At 52.0% G+C, this 22,225-nt stretch carries 22 protein-coding genes; 10 read left to right on the forward strand and 12 right to left on the reverse strand.

Features of this window, described 5'->3' with window-relative positions; all coding sequences use genetic code 11:
- Positions 1-30: 30 nt before the first annotated feature.
- A complete protein-coding gene (locus tag BT142_RS06000) occupies positions 31-309 on the reverse strand; it encodes a sporulation transcriptional regulator SpoIIID (protein ID WP_072417306.1) in 279 nt (92 codons plus the stop codon).
- A gap of 184 nt (positions 310-493) precedes the next feature.
- On the opposite strand from BT142_RS06000, the gene BT142_RS06005 reads away from it, so the two are divergent.
- From BT142_RS06005 to BT142_RS19010, 6 genes are all read left to right on the forward strand, one after another.
- Entirely contained in the window at positions 494-1,213 is a 720-nt protein-coding gene (locus BT142_RS06005) for a GTP pyrophosphokinase (RefSeq protein ID WP_242871932.1), read from the forward strand.
- Between the two features lie 220 nt (positions 1,214-1,433).
- Positions 1,434-2,516 (forward strand): 3-isopropylmalate dehydrogenase, encoded by a 1,083-nt coding sequence (gene leuB, locus BT142_RS06010; RefSeq protein ID WP_072417307.1) that lies wholly within the window; start codon positions 1,434-1,436, stop codon positions 2,514-2,516.
- A gap of 49 nt (positions 2,517-2,565) precedes the next feature.
- The gene (locus BT142_RS06015) at positions 2,566-3,420 is read left to right on the forward strand and encodes a metallophosphoesterase (protein WP_072417308.1); all 855 of its coding nucleotides are present in this window, start codon (positions 2,566-2,568) and stop codon (positions 3,418-3,420) included.
- On the forward strand, positions 3,417-4,715 hold the full coding sequence (locus tag BT142_RS06020; protein WP_072417309.1) for a M20/M25/M40 family metallo-hydrolase: 1,299 nt from the start codon (positions 3,417-3,419) through the stop codon (positions 4,713-4,715). Before BT142_RS06015 ends, BT142_RS06020 begins: the two co-directional genes overlap by 4 nt.
- Positions 4,716-4,809: 94 nt before the next feature.
- Positions 4,810-4,980 carry a hypothetical protein gene (locus BT142_RS19005; protein ID WP_175444896.1) on the forward strand — a complete coding sequence of 57 codons (171 nt, stop codon included), beginning with the start codon at positions 4,810-4,812 and terminating at the stop codon, positions 4,978-4,980.
- Between the two features lie 87 nt (positions 4,981-5,067).
- Entirely contained in the window at positions 5,068-5,208 is a 141-nt protein-coding gene (locus BT142_RS19010; protein WP_175444897.1) for a hypothetical protein, read from the forward strand.
- Positions 5,209-5,291: 83 nt separating this feature from the next.
- On the opposite strand, the gene cysK is transcribed toward BT142_RS19010, so the two are convergent.
- On the reverse strand, positions 5,292-6,224 hold the full coding sequence (gene cysK / locus BT142_RS06025) for a cysteine synthase A (protein WP_072417310.1): 933 nt from the start codon (positions 6,222-6,224) through the stop codon (positions 5,292-5,294).
- Between the two features lie 244 nt (positions 6,225-6,468).
- Between cysK and BT142_RS06030 the strand changes: the two genes are divergently transcribed.
- The 4 genes from BT142_RS06030 (at position 6,469) to BT142_RS06045 (ending at position 8,593) form a co-directional block, all read left to right on the forward strand.
- Positions 6,469-6,981 carry a MotA/TolQ/ExbB proton channel family protein gene (locus tag BT142_RS06030; RefSeq protein ID WP_072417311.1) on the forward strand — a complete coding sequence of 171 codons (513 nt, stop codon included), beginning with the start codon at positions 6,469-6,471 and terminating at the stop codon, positions 6,979-6,981.
- Entirely contained in the window at positions 6,971-7,537 is a 567-nt protein-coding gene (locus tag BT142_RS06035) for a hypothetical protein (protein ID WP_072417312.1), read from the forward strand. The genes BT142_RS06030 and BT142_RS06035 overlap by 11 nt, the downstream gene beginning before the upstream one ends.
- Positions 7,509-7,964, forward strand: coding sequence for a hypothetical protein (locus BT142_RS06040; protein ID WP_072417313.1), 456 nt, complete (start codon positions 7,509-7,511; stop codon positions 7,962-7,964). The genes BT142_RS06035 and BT142_RS06040 overlap by 29 nt, the downstream gene beginning before the upstream one ends.
- A gap of 125 nt (positions 7,965-8,089) precedes the next feature.
- Positions 8,090-8,593, forward strand: coding sequence for a hypothetical protein (locus BT142_RS06045; RefSeq protein ID WP_072417314.1), 504 nt, complete (start codon positions 8,090-8,092; stop codon positions 8,591-8,593).
- A gap of 57 nt (positions 8,594-8,650) precedes the next feature.
- Here the strand turns inward: BT142_RS06045 and BT142_RS06050 are convergent, their stop codons facing one another.
- The 10 genes from BT142_RS06050 to rplI all read right to left on the reverse strand — a co-directional run bounded on the left by BT142_RS06050 (position 8,651) and on the right by rplI (position 22,222).
- Entirely contained in the window at positions 8,651-10,183 is a 1,533-nt protein-coding gene (locus BT142_RS06050; RefSeq protein ID WP_072417315.1) for an alpha-amylase family glycosyl hydrolase, read from the reverse strand.
- 23 nt (positions 10,184-10,206) lie between these two features.
- A complete protein-coding gene (locus BT142_RS06055; protein WP_072417316.1) occupies positions 10,207-11,964 on the reverse strand; it encodes an ArnT family glycosyltransferase in 1,758 nt (585 codons plus the stop codon).
- Complete coding sequence (locus BT142_RS06060; RefSeq protein ID WP_072417317.1) at positions 11,948-13,507, reverse strand: NAD(P)/FAD-dependent oxidoreductase; 1,560 nt, start codon at positions 13,505-13,507, stop codon at positions 11,948-11,950. The genes BT142_RS06055 and BT142_RS06060 overlap by 17 nt, the downstream gene beginning before the upstream one ends.
- Positions 13,508-13,564: 57 nt before the next feature.
- A complete protein-coding gene (locus tag BT142_RS06065; protein ID WP_072417318.1) occupies positions 13,565-14,020 on the reverse strand; it encodes a GtrA family protein in 456 nt (151 codons plus the stop codon).
- Positions 14,021-14,210: 190 nt separating this feature from the next.
- On the reverse strand, positions 14,211-16,382 hold the full coding sequence (locus BT142_RS06070; RefSeq protein WP_072417319.1) for a hypothetical protein: 2,172 nt from the start codon (positions 16,380-16,382) through the stop codon (positions 14,211-14,213).
- Positions 16,375-16,863: an RNA polymerase sigma factor gene (locus BT142_RS06075; protein ID WP_072417320.1), complete on the reverse strand. Its 489-nt coding sequence runs from the start codon at positions 16,861-16,863 to the stop codon at positions 16,375-16,377. Before BT142_RS06075 ends, BT142_RS06070 begins: the two co-directional genes overlap by 8 nt.
- A gap of 123 nt (positions 16,864-16,986) precedes the next feature.
- On the reverse strand, positions 16,987-19,026 hold the full coding sequence (gene ftsH, locus BT142_RS06080; protein ID WP_072417321.1) for an ATP-dependent zinc metalloprotease FtsH: 2,040 nt from the start codon (positions 19,024-19,026) through the stop codon (positions 16,987-16,989).
- A gap of 80 nt (positions 19,027-19,106) precedes the next feature.
- On the reverse strand, positions 19,107-20,405 hold the full coding sequence (gene tilS / locus BT142_RS06085; RefSeq protein ID WP_072417322.1) for a tRNA lysidine(34) synthetase TilS: 1,299 nt from the start codon (positions 20,403-20,405) through the stop codon (positions 19,107-19,109).
- A complete protein-coding gene (gene dnaB, locus BT142_RS06090; protein ID WP_072417323.1) occupies positions 20,405-21,775 on the reverse strand; it encodes a replicative DNA helicase in 1,371 nt (456 codons plus the stop codon). Before dnaB ends, tilS begins: the two co-directional genes overlap by 1 nt.
- Positions 21,776-22,222 carry a 50S ribosomal protein L9 gene (rplI, locus tag BT142_RS06095; RefSeq protein ID WP_072417324.1) on the reverse strand — a complete coding sequence of 149 codons (447 nt, stop codon included), beginning with the start codon at positions 22,220-22,222 and terminating at the stop codon, positions 21,776-21,778.
- Between the last annotated feature and the right edge of the window lie 3 nt (positions 22,223-22,225).

The raw sequence follows: 22,225 nt of genomic DNA on the forward strand, positions 1-22,225 counted from the left end.
GGTATTGTCCGCAATACCGATTTTTTCTTTTTATGAAATTCTATCATTATTATTATCCGATGCTATCTGCTCGTATTTGCGCTTGGTGGCAAGACCTCCCCTGATATGACGTTCCTGCTTGTTGAGTTCAAGCAGTTCCTCCACACGGCTGTAAAGCGCGGGGTCGAGCTTCGGAAGTTTTGTCCGCAGGTCCTTATGCACGGTGGATTTCGAGATACCGAAATGTACAGCGGCGGCTCTCACCGTCGTTCTGCTCATCACCATGTACTCGCCAAGCTCTACTGGTCTCGGTTTGTCTGAAAGGTTCATCATCTCACCTCTGATAATAGATTGGTATTAATCTATATGCCGTCGGGGCGGGTATTATGACTGTGTGCATTTTTTCAAGTATTTCACATTATGCTCAAATATCAAATACATGGATATGTTATCATGATAAGAATAATATCACCGTCTTTATTTTTGCGGTGAATGACCCGAGAGGTGAAATGCTTTGCAGACAGAAAATGAAATACTTACCGAAGAGACCGAGACCGCTGAATATCCGCTGATGGTCTTTCAGAATGAAGAGTTTGAAAGGACGAGACTGTTCTTTGAGCAGTTCAACCGCATGATGACATACTATAAGTGCGCCATGATGGAGATAGAGACAAAGTTCAACGTGCTCAACGAGGCGTTCTCACACACCCTCGACAGGAACCCCATCAACAGCGTTCACTGCCGACTGAAAAGCCCCGAGAGCATCCGCGCAAAGCTGGAGAAAAAGGGCTGCAAGATGTCCATGAACGCCATCGAAGCAAACCTCAACGACATCGCAGGGATCCGCGTTACCTGCCCGTTCATCGAGGACGTTTATCTGCTGGCAGGTGCGCTGCTGAATCAGGACGATATAACCCTGCTCGAAGCCAAGGACTACATAAAGAACCCGAAGCCCAACGGCTACCGCAGTCTGCATCTTATCGTCATCGTGCCGATATTCCTGCCCGCCGAAAAACAGTACGTCAAGGTCGAGATACAGATACGCACCATCGCGATGGACTTCTGGGCGGCTCTCGAACATCAGCTCAAATACAAGAAAAGCTATGAGTACAACGAGGAAATGGCGAACGAGCTCTACCTCTGCGCCGAGATAAGCGCTAACCTCGACGCAAGAATGGACAGGCTCCGCCGCTCTGTGCTTGGCGACCGTCCAATCGAAAACGGGGAGCTTTGACGCAGCCGTGCAATTTTGCACTTGATTTTTCGGGAACTATGTGATATAATAAAGCTAAAGACCATGCTGTGCATGGTCTGCGTCACGTTATGTGCCGCCTGCGGACCGGCTTCCGCAGCTTTATTGTATCATTTCGCCTCGGAGCCCTTGCAAACAAGCACGCCCGGCTTCATGATATAATAGTCTATGTAATATTATCACCGAAAGGAACTGATAACCAATGAATAAGAAAATAGCAGTCATCAAGGGTGACGGCATCGGTCCCGAGATCGTTACCGAAGCGATGAAGGTGCTCGATAAGGTAGCCGAGAAGTTCGGTCACAGCTTTGAGTACACTCAGGTGCTGATGGGCGGCGCTTCCATCGACGCGAACGGCGTTCCGCTGACCGACGAGACGGTCGAGATATGCAAGGCTTCCGACGCTGTCCTCATGGGAAGCATCGGCGGCGACACCAATACCTCGCCCTGGTACAAGTTGCCCGCTAACCTTCGCCCCGAAGCAGGACTGCTCGGAATAAGAAAAGCTCTCGGTCTGTTCGCGAACCTGCGCCCCTGCCTGCTCTATCCGCAGCTTTCGGGTGCGTGCCCTCTCAAGGAAGAGATCGCGGCTAAGGGCTTCGATATGCTCATCATGCGTGAGCTGACCGGAGGTCTTTACTTCGGCGCACGCAAGACCGAGGAAGTTGACGGCGTTATGACCGCTGTGGACACCCTCAGCTACAACGAGAAGGAGATCCGCCGCATCGCCATCAAGGCTTTCGAGGTGGCTATGAAGCGCCGCAAGAAGGTCACAAGCGTTGACAAGGCGAACGTTCTCGATTCTTCGCGTCTGTGGAGAAAGGTCGTTAACGAGGTCGCAAATGACTATCCCGAAGTTACCGTTGAGCATATGCTCGTTGACAACTCGGCTATGCAGCTGGTCAAGGATCCCGCACAGTTCGACGTTATGGTGACCGAGAATATGTTTGGCGACATCCTCTCCGACGAGGCTTCGATGATAACGGGTTCTATCGGTATGCTCCCCTCGGGCAGCATGAACGACACCAAGTTCGGTCTCTATGAGCCCAGCGGCGGTTCTGCTCCCGACATCGCGGGCAAGGACCTCGCAAACCCCATCGCAACCATCCTTTCGGCGGCAATGATGCTCCGCTACTCGTTCGACATGACCGCTGAGGCTGACGCTGTTGAGGCTGCCGTAGAGAAGGCTCTCAACGACGGCTACCGCACGGGCGACATCATGTCCGACGGCTGCAAGAGAGTCGGATGTGCCGAGATGGGTACAGTTATCGCAAACAATATCTGAACACATGAGGGGCTTTTTACAGCCCCTTTTGGCTTGAACGGAGGACAATATGAGCATCCTGCCAATCGCAAGCGGACCTGCTGCCATCATGACGGACAGCGGAAGGCTGAAACTTGAATTCTGCACTTACGAGGTGTTTTCGGCGAAGCTGCCCGCAGCTTTCGATGGAGTGAGGGTGCTGCACCTGTCAGACCTTCACGCGAAGAAATTCGGCAGGAGGAACATGGGGCTTGCTGCTGCCTGCGCGTCGCTCAGACCCGATATCATCTGCTTTACGGGGGATTCGTTCAGCAGGAACGAGGAGTTTTCGGCGGTCATGGACAAGCTGGATTTTATGGGTTCGCTGGCGGAGACTGCACCGACTTTTTACGTTCGGGGCAATCACGAAAACGACCGTCCCGAAATTGCAGAGCCCTTTGAAACGGAGCTGAGAAAGCTCGGCATCCATGTGCTGAGAAATCAGCAGGAAGATTTTTTCCGCGGCGGGAGCGCGATAAAAGTAATGGGTCTCGAACTGCCCCGTGAGTGCTACCGACTGCCGAACGGGAGCTACTTCGGTCTGAAAAAAGTCACGCCGCCGCTGTTAAACGAGCTTGCGGGAAGAGCGGACAGAAGCGTTTTCAACCTGCTGCTTGCGCACACTCCCCTGCCGTTTCACGCTTACGCGGCGTGGGGCGCAGACCTGACCCTGTCGGGACACGTTCACGGCGGCATCTCGCGCATCGGGGAAGTGGGGATATTCTCCCCCGAGCGCAAATTCTTCCCGAAGTACACCAAACACCTCTACCGCATCAGGACGCCGCAGGGGTTCAGCAGCATGGAGGTAAGCGCAGGGCTCGGGAAATTCAGGATAAACAATCCTCCGACACTATCAATATGCATTTTAAGGAGAACGGAAAAATGACTGAAAACGACAGACAGCTCAAAGAGAAGCTGGAAAAATATTTTAACGAACATATGGACGAGATACTCGCCGACCTCAATGACATATGCTCGATAAACTCGGCTTTCGGTGAGCCGAGCGAGGGCAAGCCTTTCGGCGAGGGTTCGGCGAAGGCGCTGGCATGGGGCGCCGAAAAAGGCAAGGCTCTCGGGCTCGAAGTGAAGAATTTCGACAATTACGCTATCTCGATGTCGAGCGGCGCTGACCCCGTGCTGGGCATACTCAGCCACCTCGACACCGTGCCTGCCACCGACGAGGGCTGGTCGCATCCGCCTTTCGCGGCAACTGTTGACGGCGACACCATCTTCGGACGCGGAACTATCGACGACAAAGGGCCGTCTGTGGCGGTGCTGTGGGCAGTCAGGGCTTTGCAGGAGCTGAATGTGCCGATGACAAAAAATTACCGCATCATCTTCGGTGGAAACGAGGAGCAGGGCTGCGAGGACATCGCTTACTACGAGAAGCTCGAAGCATTTCCGCCGATGGTCTTCACCCCCGATGGTTCTTTCCCCGTGCTCAACTGCGAAAAGGGCATGATGCACATGACTTTTGAGGCGCCTTTTGACAGCGATGACGTCACATCCCTTGTGAGCAACAAGACCATCAACGCCATCCCCGACAAGTGCGCGGTGAAGATCGGCGGCGAGGAAAAGCTCTACACGGGCAAACCTGCACACGCTTCCCGTCCGGAGAACGGTGACAACGCTGTGACAAAGTTCCTTGCGGATTACAAGGGCGGCAGCAGTCTGCTGAACGCGCTCGCGAAGATGTTCCCTCACGGAGAGTATGACGGTGCAACCGTCGGTCTCGGATTCGAGGACAGTATTTCGGGAAAAATGACCTGTGCGCTGACCTGCCTGAACCTTGAGGGCGAAAAGCTCACCTGCGGCATCGACATCCGCTTCCCTATCGACCGCACGCTTGCGGAGATCCGCGGAATTATCGTTCTCGCACTTGAAAACGCGGGCTTTTCGCTCGACAGCTTCACTGGCGGCGAGCCGCACTATGTGCCTGCTGACAGTCCGTTTGTTCGGACACTTCTTGAGGTTTACGAGGATGTCAAGGGCGAAAAGGGCGAGCCTGTTGCAGAGGGCGGCGTGACTTACGTCCACAACACCCCCGGCGGCGTTGCTTTCGGTGCGGAGTTCCCCTGGGAGAACAACAATATGCACGGCATAGATGAGCACATAACCCTTGAAACGTTCAGATACAATCTGAATATGTACGCCAACGCTATTGCGCGTATCTGCCGATAACGCCATGTTCAGATTTTGCAAGCTGTTCGGACATCATTACCTCGGGTTCTGACTTTTCGGGCTGGTTCTCTTCGCGGTATAGGAAATACCCTACATGATAATGCCGCTAATAAAGCTCGACCCGAACCCGATAATGAATATGCAGGAGTCCTCACAGGCGCTCGGCATCGCCGAAAAGATACTCGGCTCGGCGTGCATCGCGCTTATGACATTCATAGTCAGCGACAGGACAGAGCTGTTCTTACCCCATGATTTCAAGTGTTAGATTTTCTTTGGGCTTTCTGCTGCGGTACTTCTGCTCAACTTCGTCGGATGGGGGATATACTACTCGGGAAACAGGAGCGTTTTCGTCATGATGTTTTTCATCGTGCTTATGCCGCCGCTGTTCTACGTATTTATCGGGCTGTGGCGCGAAAATCTTCCGCTTACTCTGACGGGAGCGGTCTTTACTGCCGTTCACTTCACCCACGTTTACGGGAATCTACACAAATGAATATCGTACAATAGCAAAATCAGCTGTACATTTTACTGTACAGCTGATTTTTTATGGATATATCACTTTCGGTAGTTCAAAGTTCAGTTAGCGAAAAGAGGAGTGGAGTAGTAGCGGTCGCCGCTGTCGGGGAGAAGAGCCACAATGGTCTTGCCCTTGTTCTCGGGACGCTTTGCAAGCACGAGTGCAGCATGGAGAGCAGCACCCGAGGAGATACCTACGAGCACACCCTCACGCTTAGCAATGAGCTTTGCAGCCTCGAAAGCATCGTCGCCTTCAACAGCGATGACCTCATCGTAAACCTTGGTGTTGAGCGTATCGGGAACGAATCCTGCGCCGATACCCTGGATCTTGTGGCCGCCCGCTCTGCCCTCGCTGAGTACAGGAGAATCGGAAGGCTCTACAGCTACGACTTTGACATCGGGCTTCTGAGCCTTGAGGAACTCGCCGGTACCTGTGATGGTTCCGCCTGTGCCGACGCCTGCAACGAAGATGTCAACAGCGCCGTCGGTATCGTTCCAGATCTCGGGACCTGTGGTCTCACGGTGAGCCTTGGGGTTAGCGGGGTTCTCGAACTGTGCGGGGATGAAGCCGCCCTTGATCTCCTTAGCCAACTCCTCAGCCTTTGCGATAGCGCCCTTCATGCCCTTGGAGCCCTCGGTCAGAACGATCTCTGCACCGTAAGCCTTCAGGATGTTGCGGCGCTCAACGCTCATCGTCTCGGGCATGGTGAGGATAACTCTGTAGCCCTTGGAAGCTGCGAGAGAAGCAAGTCCGATACCTGTGTTGCCCGAAGTCGGCTCGATGATAACGCTGTCGGGAGTGAGCTTGCCTGCCTTCTCGGCATCCTCGATCATCGACTTAGCGATCCTGTCCTTAACGCTTCCTGCGGGATTGAAGTACTCGAGCTTGAGAAGTATCTTTGCCTCAAGACCCTCGCTCTTTTCGATATTAACAGCCTCAACAAGTGGTGTGTTGCCGATAAGCTCGGCTGCGCCCTTATAAACCTTTGACATAATGTATTCCTCCTTGAAATTGATTAGGTTATAATTCCTATCTGCTTACTATATTATACGCTTATTCCAACGATATGTCAATAGGGTCTGAGCTTTTTTGTAGGTTTTCACAAATCTAAGCGTTCATTTTGGAAGTTTTATTCCTACTTTTCACATAGGAGTTAGATGATTCAACGTTTTTTTGACGAAAATACTTGCAATATAGCGCATTATGTGTTATAATTGTCGTTGGAGGCAGATAAATATGTGGAAAGAGAGAATTCAAGAAAATCTTGTCGGAGACAGCTATATTTTCCTGTTTGTTTTCCTGAATGCCGCGATACTTGCTGTGATTTATTACTGCTGCGTTGCCGAAAAAAAGGAGAAGCGCAGAAGCAAGACCGATAAGGAGACCTTTGAACTGTCACAGAATATCGGCTGGGCAAGGAGCATGAGAAAATGCCTGAACATTTCCTACTCGCTTTATTCGGGCATCACATCGGTGTTCCCGCTGCTCGGAATGTTCGGCACAGTCAAGAGCCTTCTCGACCTGCCCTCGCTGACTTCGGGAGATATTACTGCTGTTCAGGGCAGTTTCTTCACGGCGCTCACCTCGACCGCCTGGGGAATTATCTGGGCAGTGGTCTTCAAGATCTTCGGTTCGGCGATCGCTCCGGGTATCGAGGACAGACGCTCCGAGCTCGACAAGGAGATACAAGGCGGTCTTGCCGCAAAGCAGACCGAGACGCAGGAGTCTGAGGCCGAAAATGAAAATTAAAGAGATACACCTCGATTTCACTCCCCTGCTTGATGTGACGCTGATAATACTTTTCTACTTCATTCTGTTCAGCAACATCGGCAGCCACAACGTCGCCGAGGCGGAGAAGATGCGTTCGGACGCAGAGGCTCTGAAACAGCAGGCTGACGACAGGATGGCGGCTCTTGAAGCGGCTGACAGCGACAAGGCAGCCCTTGCAAAGGCTCTGGAGGAATTCGGCAGCGGCAGCAACCTTAGCTTCATCTACACCCGCACAGAAAGCGGCTGGGAGCTGAGCGTAAAGCGCGGCGACGAAACATTATCGACTTTTGACCAGAACAGCGACGTCACAAACGGGATGCTCACCCTTCTTGAGGACGAAGGCTACGGCGACGACAGCTGCCTGCTCATCAATTTTGCATACGATTCAAGTGAATATCTTATCTCGGCGCGAAACAGCATCAGCCCGATGTTCGACGCCGTGACAGAAAAATACAGCGGAAGGGTCTTTATATCCTCCGCAAACACTCACAGGGAGGAAAACAAAAATGAAGATCAGATTCAGGAAAAACCTTGAAGGCGCGTCCGTCGTCGGAGTACTTATCCTTCTGCTGCTGATAGCCGCGGCGGTCGTCGTTATCTGGCTTGCACTGCACGGAGGTTTCGGACTCGGCAAGGGCAGCGGAAAGGCTGAGGGCGAGGGCAAGGCGACCGAGAGCGTTTCGGTCACCGACAGCACCGAGTCCGCCGACAAGAACAACGCCGAACCTGCTACCGCCGAATTCACCGAGCTTTCGGTCGTCATCAGCGGTGACAAGTATCTGATGGACGGCAGCGAGTACGACCTCGAAGGGGTCATCGCAAAAATCAAGAGCTACGAGAACCCGAATGTTGCCATCAGTGAGGAAAACGGACTTGCCGAAAACCTCGACCAGCTTATCGAAAGACTCCGCACCGAGGGGATAAGCTACACCGATAACACTGCCGCACAGTCAGAGGAATAAGCATACATATCCCGGGACACAACCCGGGATTTTTTTGTGGAAAAGGTGAAACAGCTGTAAAAAGCCTTGATTTTCGGCATGATATGGTATATAATAGGAAGGTAAGATCATTTCGGAGGTACAGTATGAAAAAGAATCTCAGAGGCAGTTCAAATCTCGGACTGGTACTCATTATTCTCGCGATAATCACCCTCGCGGGTGCGGCCATCATGTATTTTGTGGGCGGCGGACGTGAAAAGGCATCGGACATAATCAGCGAAAAATCATCGGGAAACTACACGGCTCCGACTCCCAGCGGCGGAAAGTTCGTTGCGGCAGGCGACCTGCCCGACTCCTATGAGGCTGATCCTACCGCTGTTGAAGTCACCGTCAAAGGTCAGACCCTCGTTTACGAACTCACCGAGTACGATCTCAGCGGTCTGATGGCAGAGCTTGCAAAGATCAGCAAGCCCGAAGTCACCATCGTTGAAGAGGATGCAGACGCGGCGTTTCTTTCGAGCGTCAAGACCGCGATGCGCTCGGCAGGCATGACCATAGTCGAAGGCGGCAGCACGTCCGAGGAGACCGCTTCGGAAGATGCCGAGGTCTCGGCGAAAGATTCGGCGGAGGACAAAGAAAAAGCCGTATGACCGATAAGTAAATAAGCACGAAAAAGCTGTGCAGCAGTGAGCCGCACAGCTTTTTTGTTATTTCAGCTTTATGTACGCCGCGGATTCGGGCGGCATGATGATGCTTCCGCGCATGATGTCGGGTTCGCCTTTGCCTGTCGAATAGATGGTCTCTCCCGTGATGTCGATGGGCAGACTGTACTTGGTCTGCGACGGGTTGATTATCACGAGGATGATCTCGGAAGGGTCGGTGCGCCGATAGATCAGCGGGTAGCCCGACGACACAAAGATGATCTTCGCATCGTTTCGCAGTGCGGAATGTTCATGTCTCAGCGCGATGAGCCGCTTGACCTCACGCATCAGCGAACCTTTCCGCAGGAGCTGTCCTTCAACGGTCGGACGGTCTGCCGACGGGTCGAGTGGGAGATAGAGGTCGTATTCCTCGGCTTCCGAGAAGCCCGCGTTCGGCGAATCGTCCCACTGCATCGGTGTGCGTGAGCCCGTTCTGCCGTAGCCGCCCTCCTTCGAGTTAAGACCCTCCACATAGTTCATGCCGATCTCGTCGCCGTAATAGATGAACGGAGCGCCCGGCATCGACAGCAGGAACGCGAACGCCAGTTTCATCTCATCTTCGTCGAGCCTGCGTGCAAGCCTGTCCATATCGTGGTTTCCCGAGGGGATGCAGATAAGACCCCTGCCGCCAGTTTTCTTGTAGTTTTTCAGATAGGTGCGCACGAACAGGTCGGCGCTGCCCTTTCCTCTCCGCGAGAAATACGGTTCAACGCAGCGGAACAGGTCGTTGTAATGCGATGGTCCGAAGTGCAGAAGAAAATCCATGTGGAAACCGCCCATCAGCGACTTGTCAGGCTCGCCCCATTCGGAGATGAGCGCCGCTTCGGGGAATTCCTCGTCAAGAAACGCGCGGAAATCCTGCCACAGCGCGATGTTCGCAGAACCGTCTGGGTCGTTTTTCACTAGAGTCCCTGCCATGTCAACGCGGAAACCGTCGCAGCCTTTCGACAGCCAGAACCGCATAACGTTCTTGATGGCTTCCCTGGTCGCCATCGGACCGGGTGCGTCGGGCGGCTGCTGCCATTTCTCGGTCTGTTTTGCGAAACCATAGTTCAGCGCAGGCTGGTGTGAGAAGAAGTTCACCGCACAGCTGCCGTCCCTGTCGCAGAAGCCGCGTATGCAGCCCATGCCCTCAGGGGAAGTCCACACGCTGTCCGTCCAGATATAGCGGTCGGAGTACTCATTCTCCTCGGGCTGACAGGAACGGACGAACCACTTGTGTTCGATGGAAGTGTGCCCAGGGACAAGGTCGAGCAGAACGTGCATATCCAGCTCGTGAGCCTTGTGGAACAGGGTCTCAAGGTCTGCATTGGTACCGTACCTCTGGGCGCAGCGTTTGTAGCAGGAAACGTCGTAGCCAGCGTCCATGAACGGCGATTCAAAGCAGGGATTCAGCCATATCGCGTTGCAGCCGAGGGACGCGATATGCCCGAGCTTCGCGATGATGCCCTGTATGTCGCCGATACCGTCGCCGTTAGAATCGCAGAACGACTGGGGATATATCTCGTAGAAAACCGCGTTCTTTAACCATTCGGGCATAAGCTGTACCTCCCTTGCCGCACTCAGGCAGCCGTCTTAGGAACACAAACCTGTAAATAGATTATGACAGAAAGCAGGCAGAACACTACCGCGGCAGCAGCCATAACATCAGCCGCCGCTTCTGCCGCCTTGTTTTCGCGCTTTTCCTCAAGGCGTTTCAGCGTGATGCCCATGAAGAAAGCGCCGATGATGACTGTCGGAGTGATGTATCTGAAATTCATCGTGCAGGTGAAGGGATAATCAGCCGACATTTTGTAGAAGTTGAGCATCATGAGTGCGTAGTAACTGCCCCACATCGCCTTCATCGTCAGGTCAAGTCCGCTTTTCGTGAAGAGGTTATAGACCATCATGACGAAGCAGGCCGCCGCTATAAGCGCCGCCAGCCAGAAGAATATGACCGCGAGCTTGTGATAAAGCGGGCTGTTGCCGAGGGTGTTATCGCTTATCGACTCGGTGAAGAGCGAGTTTTTCAGCAGGGTGACCAGCGGATTGAACTCGTTGTAGCTCTCGCCGTTCTCGCCGAGCCACTGTTCGTAAACGCTGTCAAACTGGTATTTTGAAAAGTCGGTGATGCGCTTTAAGAAAGGCTGGTCGCCGATGTACTGGCGCGAGTTCACGGACATTTCCTGAACGTACATTATCGGGACTTTGAACTTGATGTAGTTCTTTATCTCGAACCACAGACCCAGCGGGATGCATACCGCGCCGAACGCTGCGAACTGCCCGAAGAGCTTAGCGCCTTTCTCCTTGAAGTTCCTGATGAACACCACGAGGAACACGATAGCGATGGACGGTGCGACAAGTGCGGCGTTGAGCTTTGTCATCATAGCGCAGCCGACGCAGACCGCTATTTTCATGATGGTGGACATTTTCGGGTCTTCGTACCATTTCAGCGTCTGGTAGAAAGCGAACATCGCGAACGCCACCGAAAGCACGTCGTTGTTTATCGCGCCCGACATCAGCACGAAGCAGGGGTGGAAGGACACGACCGCAAGAGGAACGTACATCGCAAGACCCTTCAGCTTGAAGTGCCTGAATATCTTGTAGGCGGTTATCATGATGACCGTCGTGTAGAACAGCGAGAGAGTCTGGAGCGACTCGCGGGCAGGATTGTGACCCACGCCAAGCACGTTCTCATTCACGCCTATCCAGAGTGCGCAGATAAAGTGGTGCAGAGGCGGATGGCAGAACTGCCATACCTCACGCACGTCGAAATCGGGGAGTTTCTTGTTGAACAGAAGGTACTCCATGTAGCCTGCATGGCCGTTATCGCCGCCGAACCTGTGAACATCGTTCTGACGGGTGTAGCAGGACGAGTAGTAGACATAGTAAAATTTCAGCAGGAAGCCCGTGCCGATTATCAGAAGGGACAGAAGCTGTTCCTTGAACCGCTTTGTCATCGCGAACGAATAGAACATCAGCAGCAGAGCGAAGCCTGCCACGAACATCCATATCCCCTTCGACTCCGACTGAGCATACATCCTTGTCGTGACACAGATGACGAGGAAAAACAGCACGTACAGCGAATACTGTATCGGCTTTATCACTTCCCTTTTTCTGCACACGTAGGTGATACAGCCGAAGCCTGCGGTGAGCACCATCAGCACCTCGGCGTAGAGCGCGTTCTGCGGAACGTTCTCGGCGGCACCGAGGTAGAATGGGTTAAGCCCCAGACACAGCAGCAGCGCACACAGATAAGGGTGCGCTGCAACTGCACGTATGAGCTTGTCGGTAACTGACGGTTTTATTCCGAGAGGTTCACGATCAGGATTTCTGCTCATGATACTCCTTCTCCGTATTTACGTTCCAGATGTCGGACTTATCCTCGCTGCCTGCCTTGATAGCCTTAGCAGCGTTGATAGCGGTGAGCATCGAATGATCCATATTGTTGTAGCGGTGCTGACCGTTTCTGCCGACGCAGAAGAGGTTTCCGAAGCCGTCGAGGAAGCTCTTGAGCTGGTCGAAATCCTTATAAGTGTCAAAGTAAGCGGGATATGCCTTCTTTACCTTCTCGCGGTGAGCGTCGAGGACTGCGCCCTTCTTGATAACGCCCATCTTTCTCAGCTCGCGGATAGCGAAGTTGATGCAGTCCTTATCGGACATATTCCAGAAGTCGTCTCCCTCTGCGCAGAAGTACTCAAGGCCGATCCATACAGTCTCAGCAGGGTCAGCCACCATGTAAGGCGACCAGTTGTTGAAGATCTGGATCCTTCCGAGTTTAACGCCCTTATCCTGAACGTAGATCCAGCAGTCGGGAACGATGTTGCCGAGGGTGCGCTTGTTGGTCTTGTTCTCAAGTTCGAGCTTGTTGACCAGCAGACCAACGGTAACGAAATCTCTGTAAGGCAGACCAGCCGCGATCCTGCGCTCTTCATCGCAGTCAACGCCGTCGAGGCCGCATACGAGATCCTTAACGGGCATGGAGGAGATGAACACGTCACCGAGTATCTCGCGCTCGCCGTGCTTGGTCTCGCAGACAACGGAAGTGATCCTGCCGTTGGAAGTTCTGATGCTCTTTACGGAGTGACCGTACTTGATCTTACCGCCGAGCTCCTCGACCTTGGAACCAACCAGCTCCCACAGCTGACCGGGACCGTACTTAGGATACCAGTACTGCTCGATGAGGGATGTCTCAGCGTTTTCGTTGTTCTTGGTGCCCATCAGCTTGGAAGCCATATCCTTGAGGATAGCGAGGATAGACAGACCCTTTACTCTCTGTGCGCCCCAGTCTGCGCTGATCTCGCGGGGGTGTCTGCCCCAGAGCTTTTCGGTGTAACCCTCGAAGAACATCGAGTAGAGCACCTTGCCGAAGCGGTTGATATAGAAGTTTTCGAGATTGGTCTCGGGGAGCTTGTGAACGCATGAACCGAGGTAGCTGAAGCCTGCCTCCATAGTGGTCAGCAGACCCATGTTCTTGATAGTGTTCCAGTTCATCTGAACGGGATAATCGAAGAACGCCTTCTTGTAGTAGATGCGGCTCACGCGGTCACGGAGAAGCATTACAACGTCGGTATTCTCAGGGTCGGGGCCGCCCTGCTCGAAGGGCTTTACTCTGCCGAGGACCTTGTCATCGTAGGAGGGCTTGCCCTGAATAGGCATCATGTCAGCCCACCACTTCATGATGGTGTCGTCCTTGGAGAAGAAGCGGTGACCGCCTATATCCATTCTGTTGCCCTTATAGCGTACAGTCTGCGAGATACCGCCGAGCACGCCCGACTCCTCAAGCACGGTAACGCTGAACTCCTCATTTCCGCCGTCCTTCAACAGCTCATAAGCAGCGGTAAGACCTGCGGGACCTCCGCCGATGATAACTACATTCTTCATAATGTCAATCCTTTCGTTTTATATAACAGTCCATTTTTTTTGCACTGTAATGATCACTTAGTTTTTGTCCGCTTTTTCGGACTTGTTGTAGATAAGGTACTTTCTTGCGAAGAAATTCCAGAAGAAAGACACTCCCGTGGATACGACCTTCGCGATGAACTGATAGAGGCTCGTCTTATCGGCAAGAGTATGCTCGAACAGTTTCGTGATGCCGATAGTGATGAGCAGTCCGACCAGACCTATCGCTGCAAAGCTCAGGAATTCCGCAACGCGGTTCTTCACCTTTGAGCTGTCGAACACCCACACGGTGCTTATGATATAGTTTGTGATAAGCCCGAGGATAAATCCGATAACGTTTGAAGCGGTCGCGTAATTCTGGTGGAATATCAGATGAAAGAACAGAGTCGAGCTTCCCCAGTCAACGACCGTTGCCGCACCGCCCACGAACACATAGCGAAAAAATTGTATGAACGTGTTGTCGGTCTTTTCAGTGAAAAGTTTTTTCAGATCCATTTTATATTCTCCTTGCCTCTTTCCATATATCCTTTATTATATCACAATATTACGCCGATTGCAATAGTTTTAAGATATTTTGGGCAATTTTTTTCAAAAAAAAGCTCTGCCGTCCCGAAAGGCGGCAGAATACTGCAAATCAGTTATTTTCCCGTCGGGAAGTTTTTGTCATCGGTTTTGCAGAGTTTCATTAATATTCGAGCCCTTCGGTCTCTTTTTTCAGGTTCTCGATATACTTGGAGTGACCCTCTATGAGCGACTGAAGCTCGGCTATCTCCTCTTTGCCGACCTTATAGAGCTTTACATCATTGCCTGTGTTGACAATGAGATTGTATTTCTTAACGCCGTCCTTGCGGCTGCTCAAGGTTATCTCTGCGATGTCTTTTTCATCGACCGCGAGCTTAGCAGTCAGCCATCCTTTACCGTTGTTTCTGAGAAGTATCGTGCGCGTACCCCACGTAAAGTCGGGGCAGTCTTCTGTAGACAGTGTTGCAGCAAGCTTATCGTCCGAGCTCATGATCTTACTTACCCAAGTCCTGTAAGCTTCGTTAGTGTTCAGATCCATTCCCTTTACGACATCCAGACCGCCGATCTTGTATCCGTTTGAAAGCACCACTGTGACGCTTTCATCCTCTCGGGAGTTTTTATTCATCATAAGTTCATATTCGCACTCGCTCGAATACATTATTCTGCAAATGTAGTTTGCCGCTTCATCGGGGATACGATAATTCTTGCCGTAGACCGTAAAGTTCGCAAAATCGCCTTCCTTCTCGTAAATGCCTTTCATTTCTCCGTCCTTAAACGCACTAAGATCCAGTCTGCAATCTGCCACTCCGAAAATAATATCATTGTAGTTGAACACATATCCGCGTTCAAGAAGCGGTGCATCTGTGCGGTATTCAGGCAGTTTTTTATACAGATCATCCATAAAATCAGATAAACTCGGGTTACGATACCAAAATCCGATATGTCTCGTAGGATATGACGTATAGCCGTTATTGTCATTTAATTTTCCGTGGATAAAGCTTCCACGCTTAATATACGGATCGGTGTCGAAAAATCCAGAGGAATACAGCAGCAGCTTTGTGCCGTCCTGCATAAGCATTATCATCGTATCATCGGTCATATCCTTATAGATACGTACAGGTACACATATGCCGACATCTGTCACATTATCAGGTACATAGATGTAAAGAAGACCCGCTGCGTAAGGCTTGCCGCTGACCTCTTTGTCAGTCTCGCAGTCAAACAGGTAGTTTACCAATGTACCGTCGATCCTCACAAATGAAACACCCAGCGTATCTGTCAGATGTTCGACTATCTGCTCTTTTGAGAAAGCAGTGTCATCAAAGTAGTTTGGATCGATATTGAAGATGTCATTTTCATCTACTGTAGTCTCAGCCTCTACATAGATCTGCTCTATCGGTACCCCTTTGATATCTTCGAGCTTTTTCTTCTGATAAGGGATCCAGAATGTATCCGAGAAGAAAAGAGCGATGTAATCTTCTTTTGTATAGGATTCGGGGAGATCATACGGGGTAAGCGTGGTCACAACGATGTTGTAACGTTTATCGCCTATATCCGAGCTTCCCCATCCTATGATGTTATCATGATCGGGTTGACCGTCTACACCAAGCTTCACCTGGTATGTTTCGCCTTCATACTCTATCTCATAGTTATTACTGATAATATTCATTATCGTTTCATATTCGTGGTCATCCCTCGGGAACTCTACCGAATCATCGAATTTGACGGGGCGAAGCCTTATCTTGACCTGTTCGAGTGCTTCTGCGTCGTAATCAGGGTTAGTATAGACCCTGAAAGAATCCGTACTGAGCCATAACGCCACCATCTCATTCTTAGAATGGTCGGTTATGGATGTAACGAGCACACGGTAAGAAATACCGAACGCCTGTACAGTACCCTGTCCGATAACATTGTCATCGGTAATGCCCTTTGAAGAAACAAGTTCAGCGATACTCTCGGACTGATCTTTTTTATATTTCATACCAATGAACTTTATTTCGGGATTATTTATCCAGATCTCCTGTTCCACATCTTCATCGGGTGTCTTGTAAAGCGACTGAGGCTCTTCCCTGTAGCCCAGCAGCTTCAGGTTGAAATCGCCTATCTCGTCCGCGGCTGAGATCGTTTCAGCCGTCTGCATCCTGCCGCTGAGCGTCAGCACGCCTGCGATGCCTGCGATCAGCATCATGACCGCAACACTTGCGGTTACCAGCAGCTGTCTTGAATGTGATCTGAACTCGCTCTGTCTGCCGTGTCTGATCTGATCTATCAGAGCGGCTTTGACTTCCTTATCGGGTCCGATCTGTGAATGTATGCTTCTGATCGTCTTATTCAAAGTAATCTCCCTCCAATCTATCCCTGAGCAGCTCGCGTCCGCGCTGAAGCTGCTTTCTCACTGCCGAGGGCGATTCTCCCAGCGAGCTTGCGATAAGCTCGGCGCTCATGCCCTCGAAATAGAACAGATATATCGGCAGCCGAAGTTTTGATTTCAGCTCACATACCGCTTTCCAGACATCTTTTTCTTCCTGTGTTTCGGGAACGAATGCTGCCTCCTCAAGCGGGACCGTGCGCTGTCTCCATGGCGAAAAATTGTATCTTCGGCACAGTGTCACAGCCGTGCGGATAAGCCATGCTTTCTCATGCTCGCTGTCGGCGAAATCCATTTCCTTCTCAAAGTGAGTCAGAAAGACCTCCTGATAAACATCGTCAGCCTCCGAACGCGTCTTCAGCTGCGACACAGCGATACCATATATGAGCTGCGAATACTGTTCTATAGCTCTTTCCGTTTTTTCCGTCTGAGTACTCAAATCATTCATCTTATCCACCTCCCTGCTATAACTCCGAGCAGGAGCTATATTTGTGACATTACTTTTTCAGATTTGTATAAAAGCACAAAAAAGCACCGCCGAGCTTGTGCATTCTGCGGTGCTTGAATTTGTTTATTCTTCGGTCTCGTCGCTGCTGCCTTCGCTTTCGGCATCTTCGTGATGGTCGATAAGCGGCTTGTAGCTGAATCTCTGATCGAAAGCGTCAGCCGAAGCGGTCTCAGTTGGAGCGGCGCTCTCGGTCTCGGAAGGTGCTGTTTCCTCAGTAGGTCTGGTCTCTTCCTTGTCCATGAACGCAGACTCGTCGAGTTCGCCGTTCATCAGCTTCTCAAACTGTTTGCCGTCGATCTTCTCATGCTTCATGAGGTAAGCCGCGATGAGGTGCAGCTTGTCGATGTGCTGGCTGATGAGCTTCTCGCAGTCGTCAAATGCGGTCTCGATGATGCTTCTGATCTCGTTGTCGATCTCAGCCGCAACGTTCTCGGAGTAGCTCGGAGTGCTGCTGTAGTCACGTCCGAGGAACACCTCGTGCTCTCCCCTGCCGTAAACGACGGGACCGAGATTGTCGCTGAAACCGTAGCGGGTGACCATGTTCCTTGCGGTAGCGGTAGCGCGTTCAAGGTCATTGGATGCACCTGTCGAGATGTCGTCAAGGATCAGCTTTTCAGCAACACGTCCGCCGAGAAGTACTATGATATTCTCGTACATCTCGCGCTTGCTGACGTAGGACTTATCCTTCTCGGGCAGGCTCATTGTAAAACCTCCTGCCTGACCTCTCGGGATGATGGTAACGTGGTGTACATTGTCCTGAGTCGGGCAGTAGTAGTGGCAGAGTGCGTGGCCGCCCTCGTGGTAAGCGGTGAGACGCTTCTCCTGCTCGGTAACGACCCTCGACTTCTTCTCGGGGCCTGCAACTACCTTGATAGCAGCCTCTTCAAGATCTGCCTTTGTAATAGCCTTCTTGTTCTTGCGAGCCGCCAGCAGCGAAGCCTCGTTGACGAGGTTCTCGAGCTCGGCGCCCGTGAAGCCGACCGTAGTCTGCGCGATGGTCTTGAGGCTCACATCGGGAGCGAGCGGCTTATTGCGAGTGTGGACTTTCAGTATCTCTTCTCTTCCCTTTACATCGGGGTAGCTTACGAGTATCTGTCTGTCGAAACGACCCGGACGAAGCAGTGCGGGGTCAAGGATATCGCTTCTGTTGGTGGCAGCCATGACGATGATGCTCTCATTATCCTCAAAGCCGTCCATCTCAACGAGGAGCTGGTTCAGGGTCTGCTCACGTTCGTCGTGACCGCCGCCGAGACCTGCACCTCTCTGTCTGCCGACAGCGTCGATCTCATCGATGAAGATGATAGCAGGTGCGCTCTTCTTAGCCTGATCGAACAGGTCACGGACTCTCGATGCGCCGACGCCGACGAACATCTCAACGAAATCCGAACCCGAAATGGAGAAAAAGTCAACGCCTGCCTCGCCTGCAACAGCTCTTGCAAGCAGCGTCTTACCTGTTCCGGGAGGGCCCATCAGCAGAACGCCCTTGGGGATGCGGGCACCGAGTTCGTTATATTTCTTATTGTTCTTGAGGAAGTCAACGACCTCCTGGAGCTCTTCCTTCTCCTCGTCGCAGCCTGCAACATCCGAGAAAGTAGCCTTCTTTGAGTCGGGTGCTTTCTTCGCGCTGGTCTTGCCGAAGCCCGATACCTTGCCTGCGCCCGCGTTCTTCATCATCCACACGAAGAAGAAGATTATCACACCGAGCATTAGGATAGTCGGTATCATGTTCAGCCAGAACGTATTGTCGGATATCGGCACAAGGTCGTATTTCAGAGGCGAATCGGGATTTTCGGCGTCGAACCGTTTACGGTAGTTCTCGCCGTCCTCGCTTCCCAGCACTTCGTTCACGAACAGACTAACATTCGGCACTTTATAGGTCTCGGGATCTTCCTTATCCGAATCCTTGAGCTTGTAGTTCAGCTCGCCCGTGTTGAGGTCGAAGGTGAACTCACTGACCTGCAGTTCGTCAAAATAGCGCATAATCTTCGAGTACTCGGTCTTATCCTTTTCCTTGCCGAGGCTCGACAGGGCATAAACCATTCCTCCGATAAGTATTACCGCTACGATAAAGTATATCAATATCGACTTGGAATTATTTTTCAATCGTACACTACCTTTCTTTCGCTCACAGATAAAGCGTTACTCATCCTATCCAATCATATTATACCCTGATTGTGACAGCATTATGATATTTTACAGAGCAAAACGGTTTTTGTTGTCTGATCCGCTTTTACGCGCTCGGCAAAGCCGTAACCCTCAACGAAGATGACTCCCTCACTGTCGCAGAGGATAACAGCCCTTCTGCGTTCTTCGGGAGAGAACTTCGCCTGAAGCAGTTTTTTCACCTCAGATGTGAAGTTTCTGCCGCACAATCTGAGTCTGTCTCCGTTCCGTTTATTTCTTATAACAATAACACCTTTAATTTTATCATAATCTGCGCAAAAATTTGTTAACTTTTTTTGAACAATGCAGTCATTTTCCAATGTTAAGCGGATATTTTTCCCAAGAAAGCAGATTTCGCCGCCAATCGCGGCTGTCAGCTCGGTATCGGGTATCTCCTCACGCTCTCTTTCGACCACGAGCAGCCCGTTCCGAAGGGCGGCGTATCTGCCGTACCCGAGGGTCAGTCTGCCGCCTTTTTCGCAGAGCTGTCTCACTCTGAGGGCGGTCTCGCGGGAGCATTCGGCGCCGTTCTCGCCGAGAAGTCTGCGTATCGCCCTGCCCGAAAGCGCCCTGTCCGCCGAGAGAAGTTCCACAGCGTCAAGTCCGCCGTCCCGTGAGATGCGCTCGTAGAGCTCGTCGGTCAGCCGTCTGATGAGAGCATTATCCTCGCGGAGATTTTCGAGAGTGCCTGCCATCGTCTTTTCGAGGGAGGGGTTTATTTCCCTCAGCTTAGGGACGATGCCGTGACGGATGCGGTTTCGGGTGTATTCATCGGTCAGATTTGTAGAATCGGTCACCCACGTCTGCCCCCGTTCGTTCAGGAAGGCTTCAATCTCTGCGCGTGAGCACTCGATCAGCGGACGGATAACGTTATCCCTCACAGGGGGCACCGAAGCGAGTCCCGTCAGCCCTGTTCCTCTCGCGAGGTTGAACACCGCTGTCTCAATGCAGTCGGAAAGGGTGTGAGCCGTCGCTATCTTATCGCATCCGCACTCCGCGAATATCCCGTAGCGAAGCTCCCTTGCGCCCTGCTCCACCGAAACGCCGTGCTCGGCGCAGTAAGCGTGAACGTCGATGCGGTGTACCTCTATCGGCACGCCGAGCCGTCCGCACAGGTCAACGCAGAAACGTTCATCCCTGTCGCTCTCTTCTCCGCGGAGCTGATGGTTGATGTGGCACGCCCTGACCTTATAGCCCAGCTCCGTCAGTGACAAAAGGAGAGCCACGCTGTCAGCTCCGCCCGAAAGGCAGCACAGCAGGCTCTCACTCTTTTCAGCCATATTGTATTTTGCGATGGTTTCTGCCGCTTTTTCAAGCATCACTGCTCGTCTCTCCTCATATCCAGACCGCGGAACAGCGTATACTCGCCGATGAACGACAGCTTCACCACCTCGGTCTTGCCGTGACGGTTCTTTGCTACGTTGCACTCGGTGATGGTGCGGTTCTCGGTATTTTCGTCATAGTATGCCTCACGGTAGAGGAACATGATAATATCAGCGTCCTGCTCGATAGAACCCGACTCACGCAGGTCGGAGAGCATCGGCCGCTTGTCGTCGCGCTTTTCCGAGTTACGTGAGAGCTGTGACAGCGCGATAACGGGAACGTTCAGTTCCTTCGCCATCAGCTTCAGCTGACGGGTTATCTCCGAAACTTCGTTAACACGGCTCGAATGGTGGTTCGGCGACTCCATCAGCTGTAAGTAGTCGATGACCACGAGACCGAGGTTTTTCAGTCTTCTGAGCTTCGCCTTCATCTGAGGAACGGTGATACCCGATGCCTTATCGTCCATGTATATCGGCAGTCTTGCCAGCTGGTCGGTGGCTGCAACGAGTTTTTCCCAGTCCTCACGGGTAAGTTCGCCCGAACGCAGGTTATTGTTGTTGACAAGGGCTTCCGACGCGAGCATTCTCGTTACGAGCTGTTCGCTGCCCATCTCAAGGGAGAATATCGCCACGTCCTTCATACTGCGCTTGCACATATTGACCGCGATGTTCAGCGCGAACGCCGACTTACCCATAGCAGGACGCGCCGCAAGTATGATAAGGTCGGAATTGTTCAGACCGTTTGTGACCTTATCCAGCTGTGAGAAACCTGTTTTCAGCGACTGATGCTTCTCCGCCTCGTCGCCCGTGATCTCCTGCAAGTGGTCGAAAGCCGAGATGATAACATTATCGATCCTTGTGAGACCCTGCACCTCGCCCTTGCGTATGTCATAGATGGACTGTTCCGCCTGATCGAGTATCTCGGACGCTTCAGTCGTGCTGTCCGTAGCCTTTTCAAGAATGCTCTTTGCCGCGTCGATAAGCAGGCGCATCTGATATTTTTCTTCGACTATCCTGCAATAATCTTCAAGATTGCCGACTCCCTTGGCGGTAGTCGGCATCTCGTTGCGGATATTCATCAGATACGATTTAGCAGTTTCGGCGTCCTTGAAGATGCCCTTGTGGACGCTGTTCTCAACGACCTTTACGATGTCGGGAACGGTCCCGTCGGACATTTCGAGCAGCAGCTGGAAAAGCCCTGCGTTTATCTGATTGTAGAAGCTGTCAGATTTCAGGTGCATCGAAACTATCGAGAAAGCGTCGGCGTCGAGCAGCATCGAACCGATTATCGTCTGCTCGGCATAAGCTGAAAATACAGGCTTTTCGAGCGCCATCTGCGACAGCTGATCGAATCTGTTGTCAGCCATTTATTCCTCAACCACCTTAATGTCGATCTTGCAGGAAACGCCCTGAGTCATCTTGATGACTGCCGAGAAATCTCCGAAGCTCTTGATCTCGCTGTTGAGGTTGATCTTCTTCTTGTCCACTTCAACGCCGAACTCCGACTTGATGGATTCGGCAACATCGGCAGCCTTTACAGCGCCGAACAGCTTGCCGCCCTGTCCCGCCTTAGCCTTTACAGTAACGCTCTTGCCGTCAAGCTGAGCCGCGATCTTCTCGTTGTCAGCCTTTTCAACGTCGAGCTTGTGCTGAGCCGAAGCCTTCTTGCCTGCAAGCTCATTCAGGTTCTTGTTGTTGGCTTCAACTGCGAGACCGTTCTTGAGCAGGAAGTTTCTTGCATATCCGTCAGCAGCGTTTATGGTATCTCCTGCCTTGCCCGAGCCCTTAACGTCCTTAACTAAAATAACTTTCATATT

The organism is Ruminococcus sp. YE71, from assembly GCF_900119155.1.
Taxonomy (GTDB): Bacteria; Bacillota; Clostridia; order Oscillospirales; family Ruminococcaceae; genus YE71.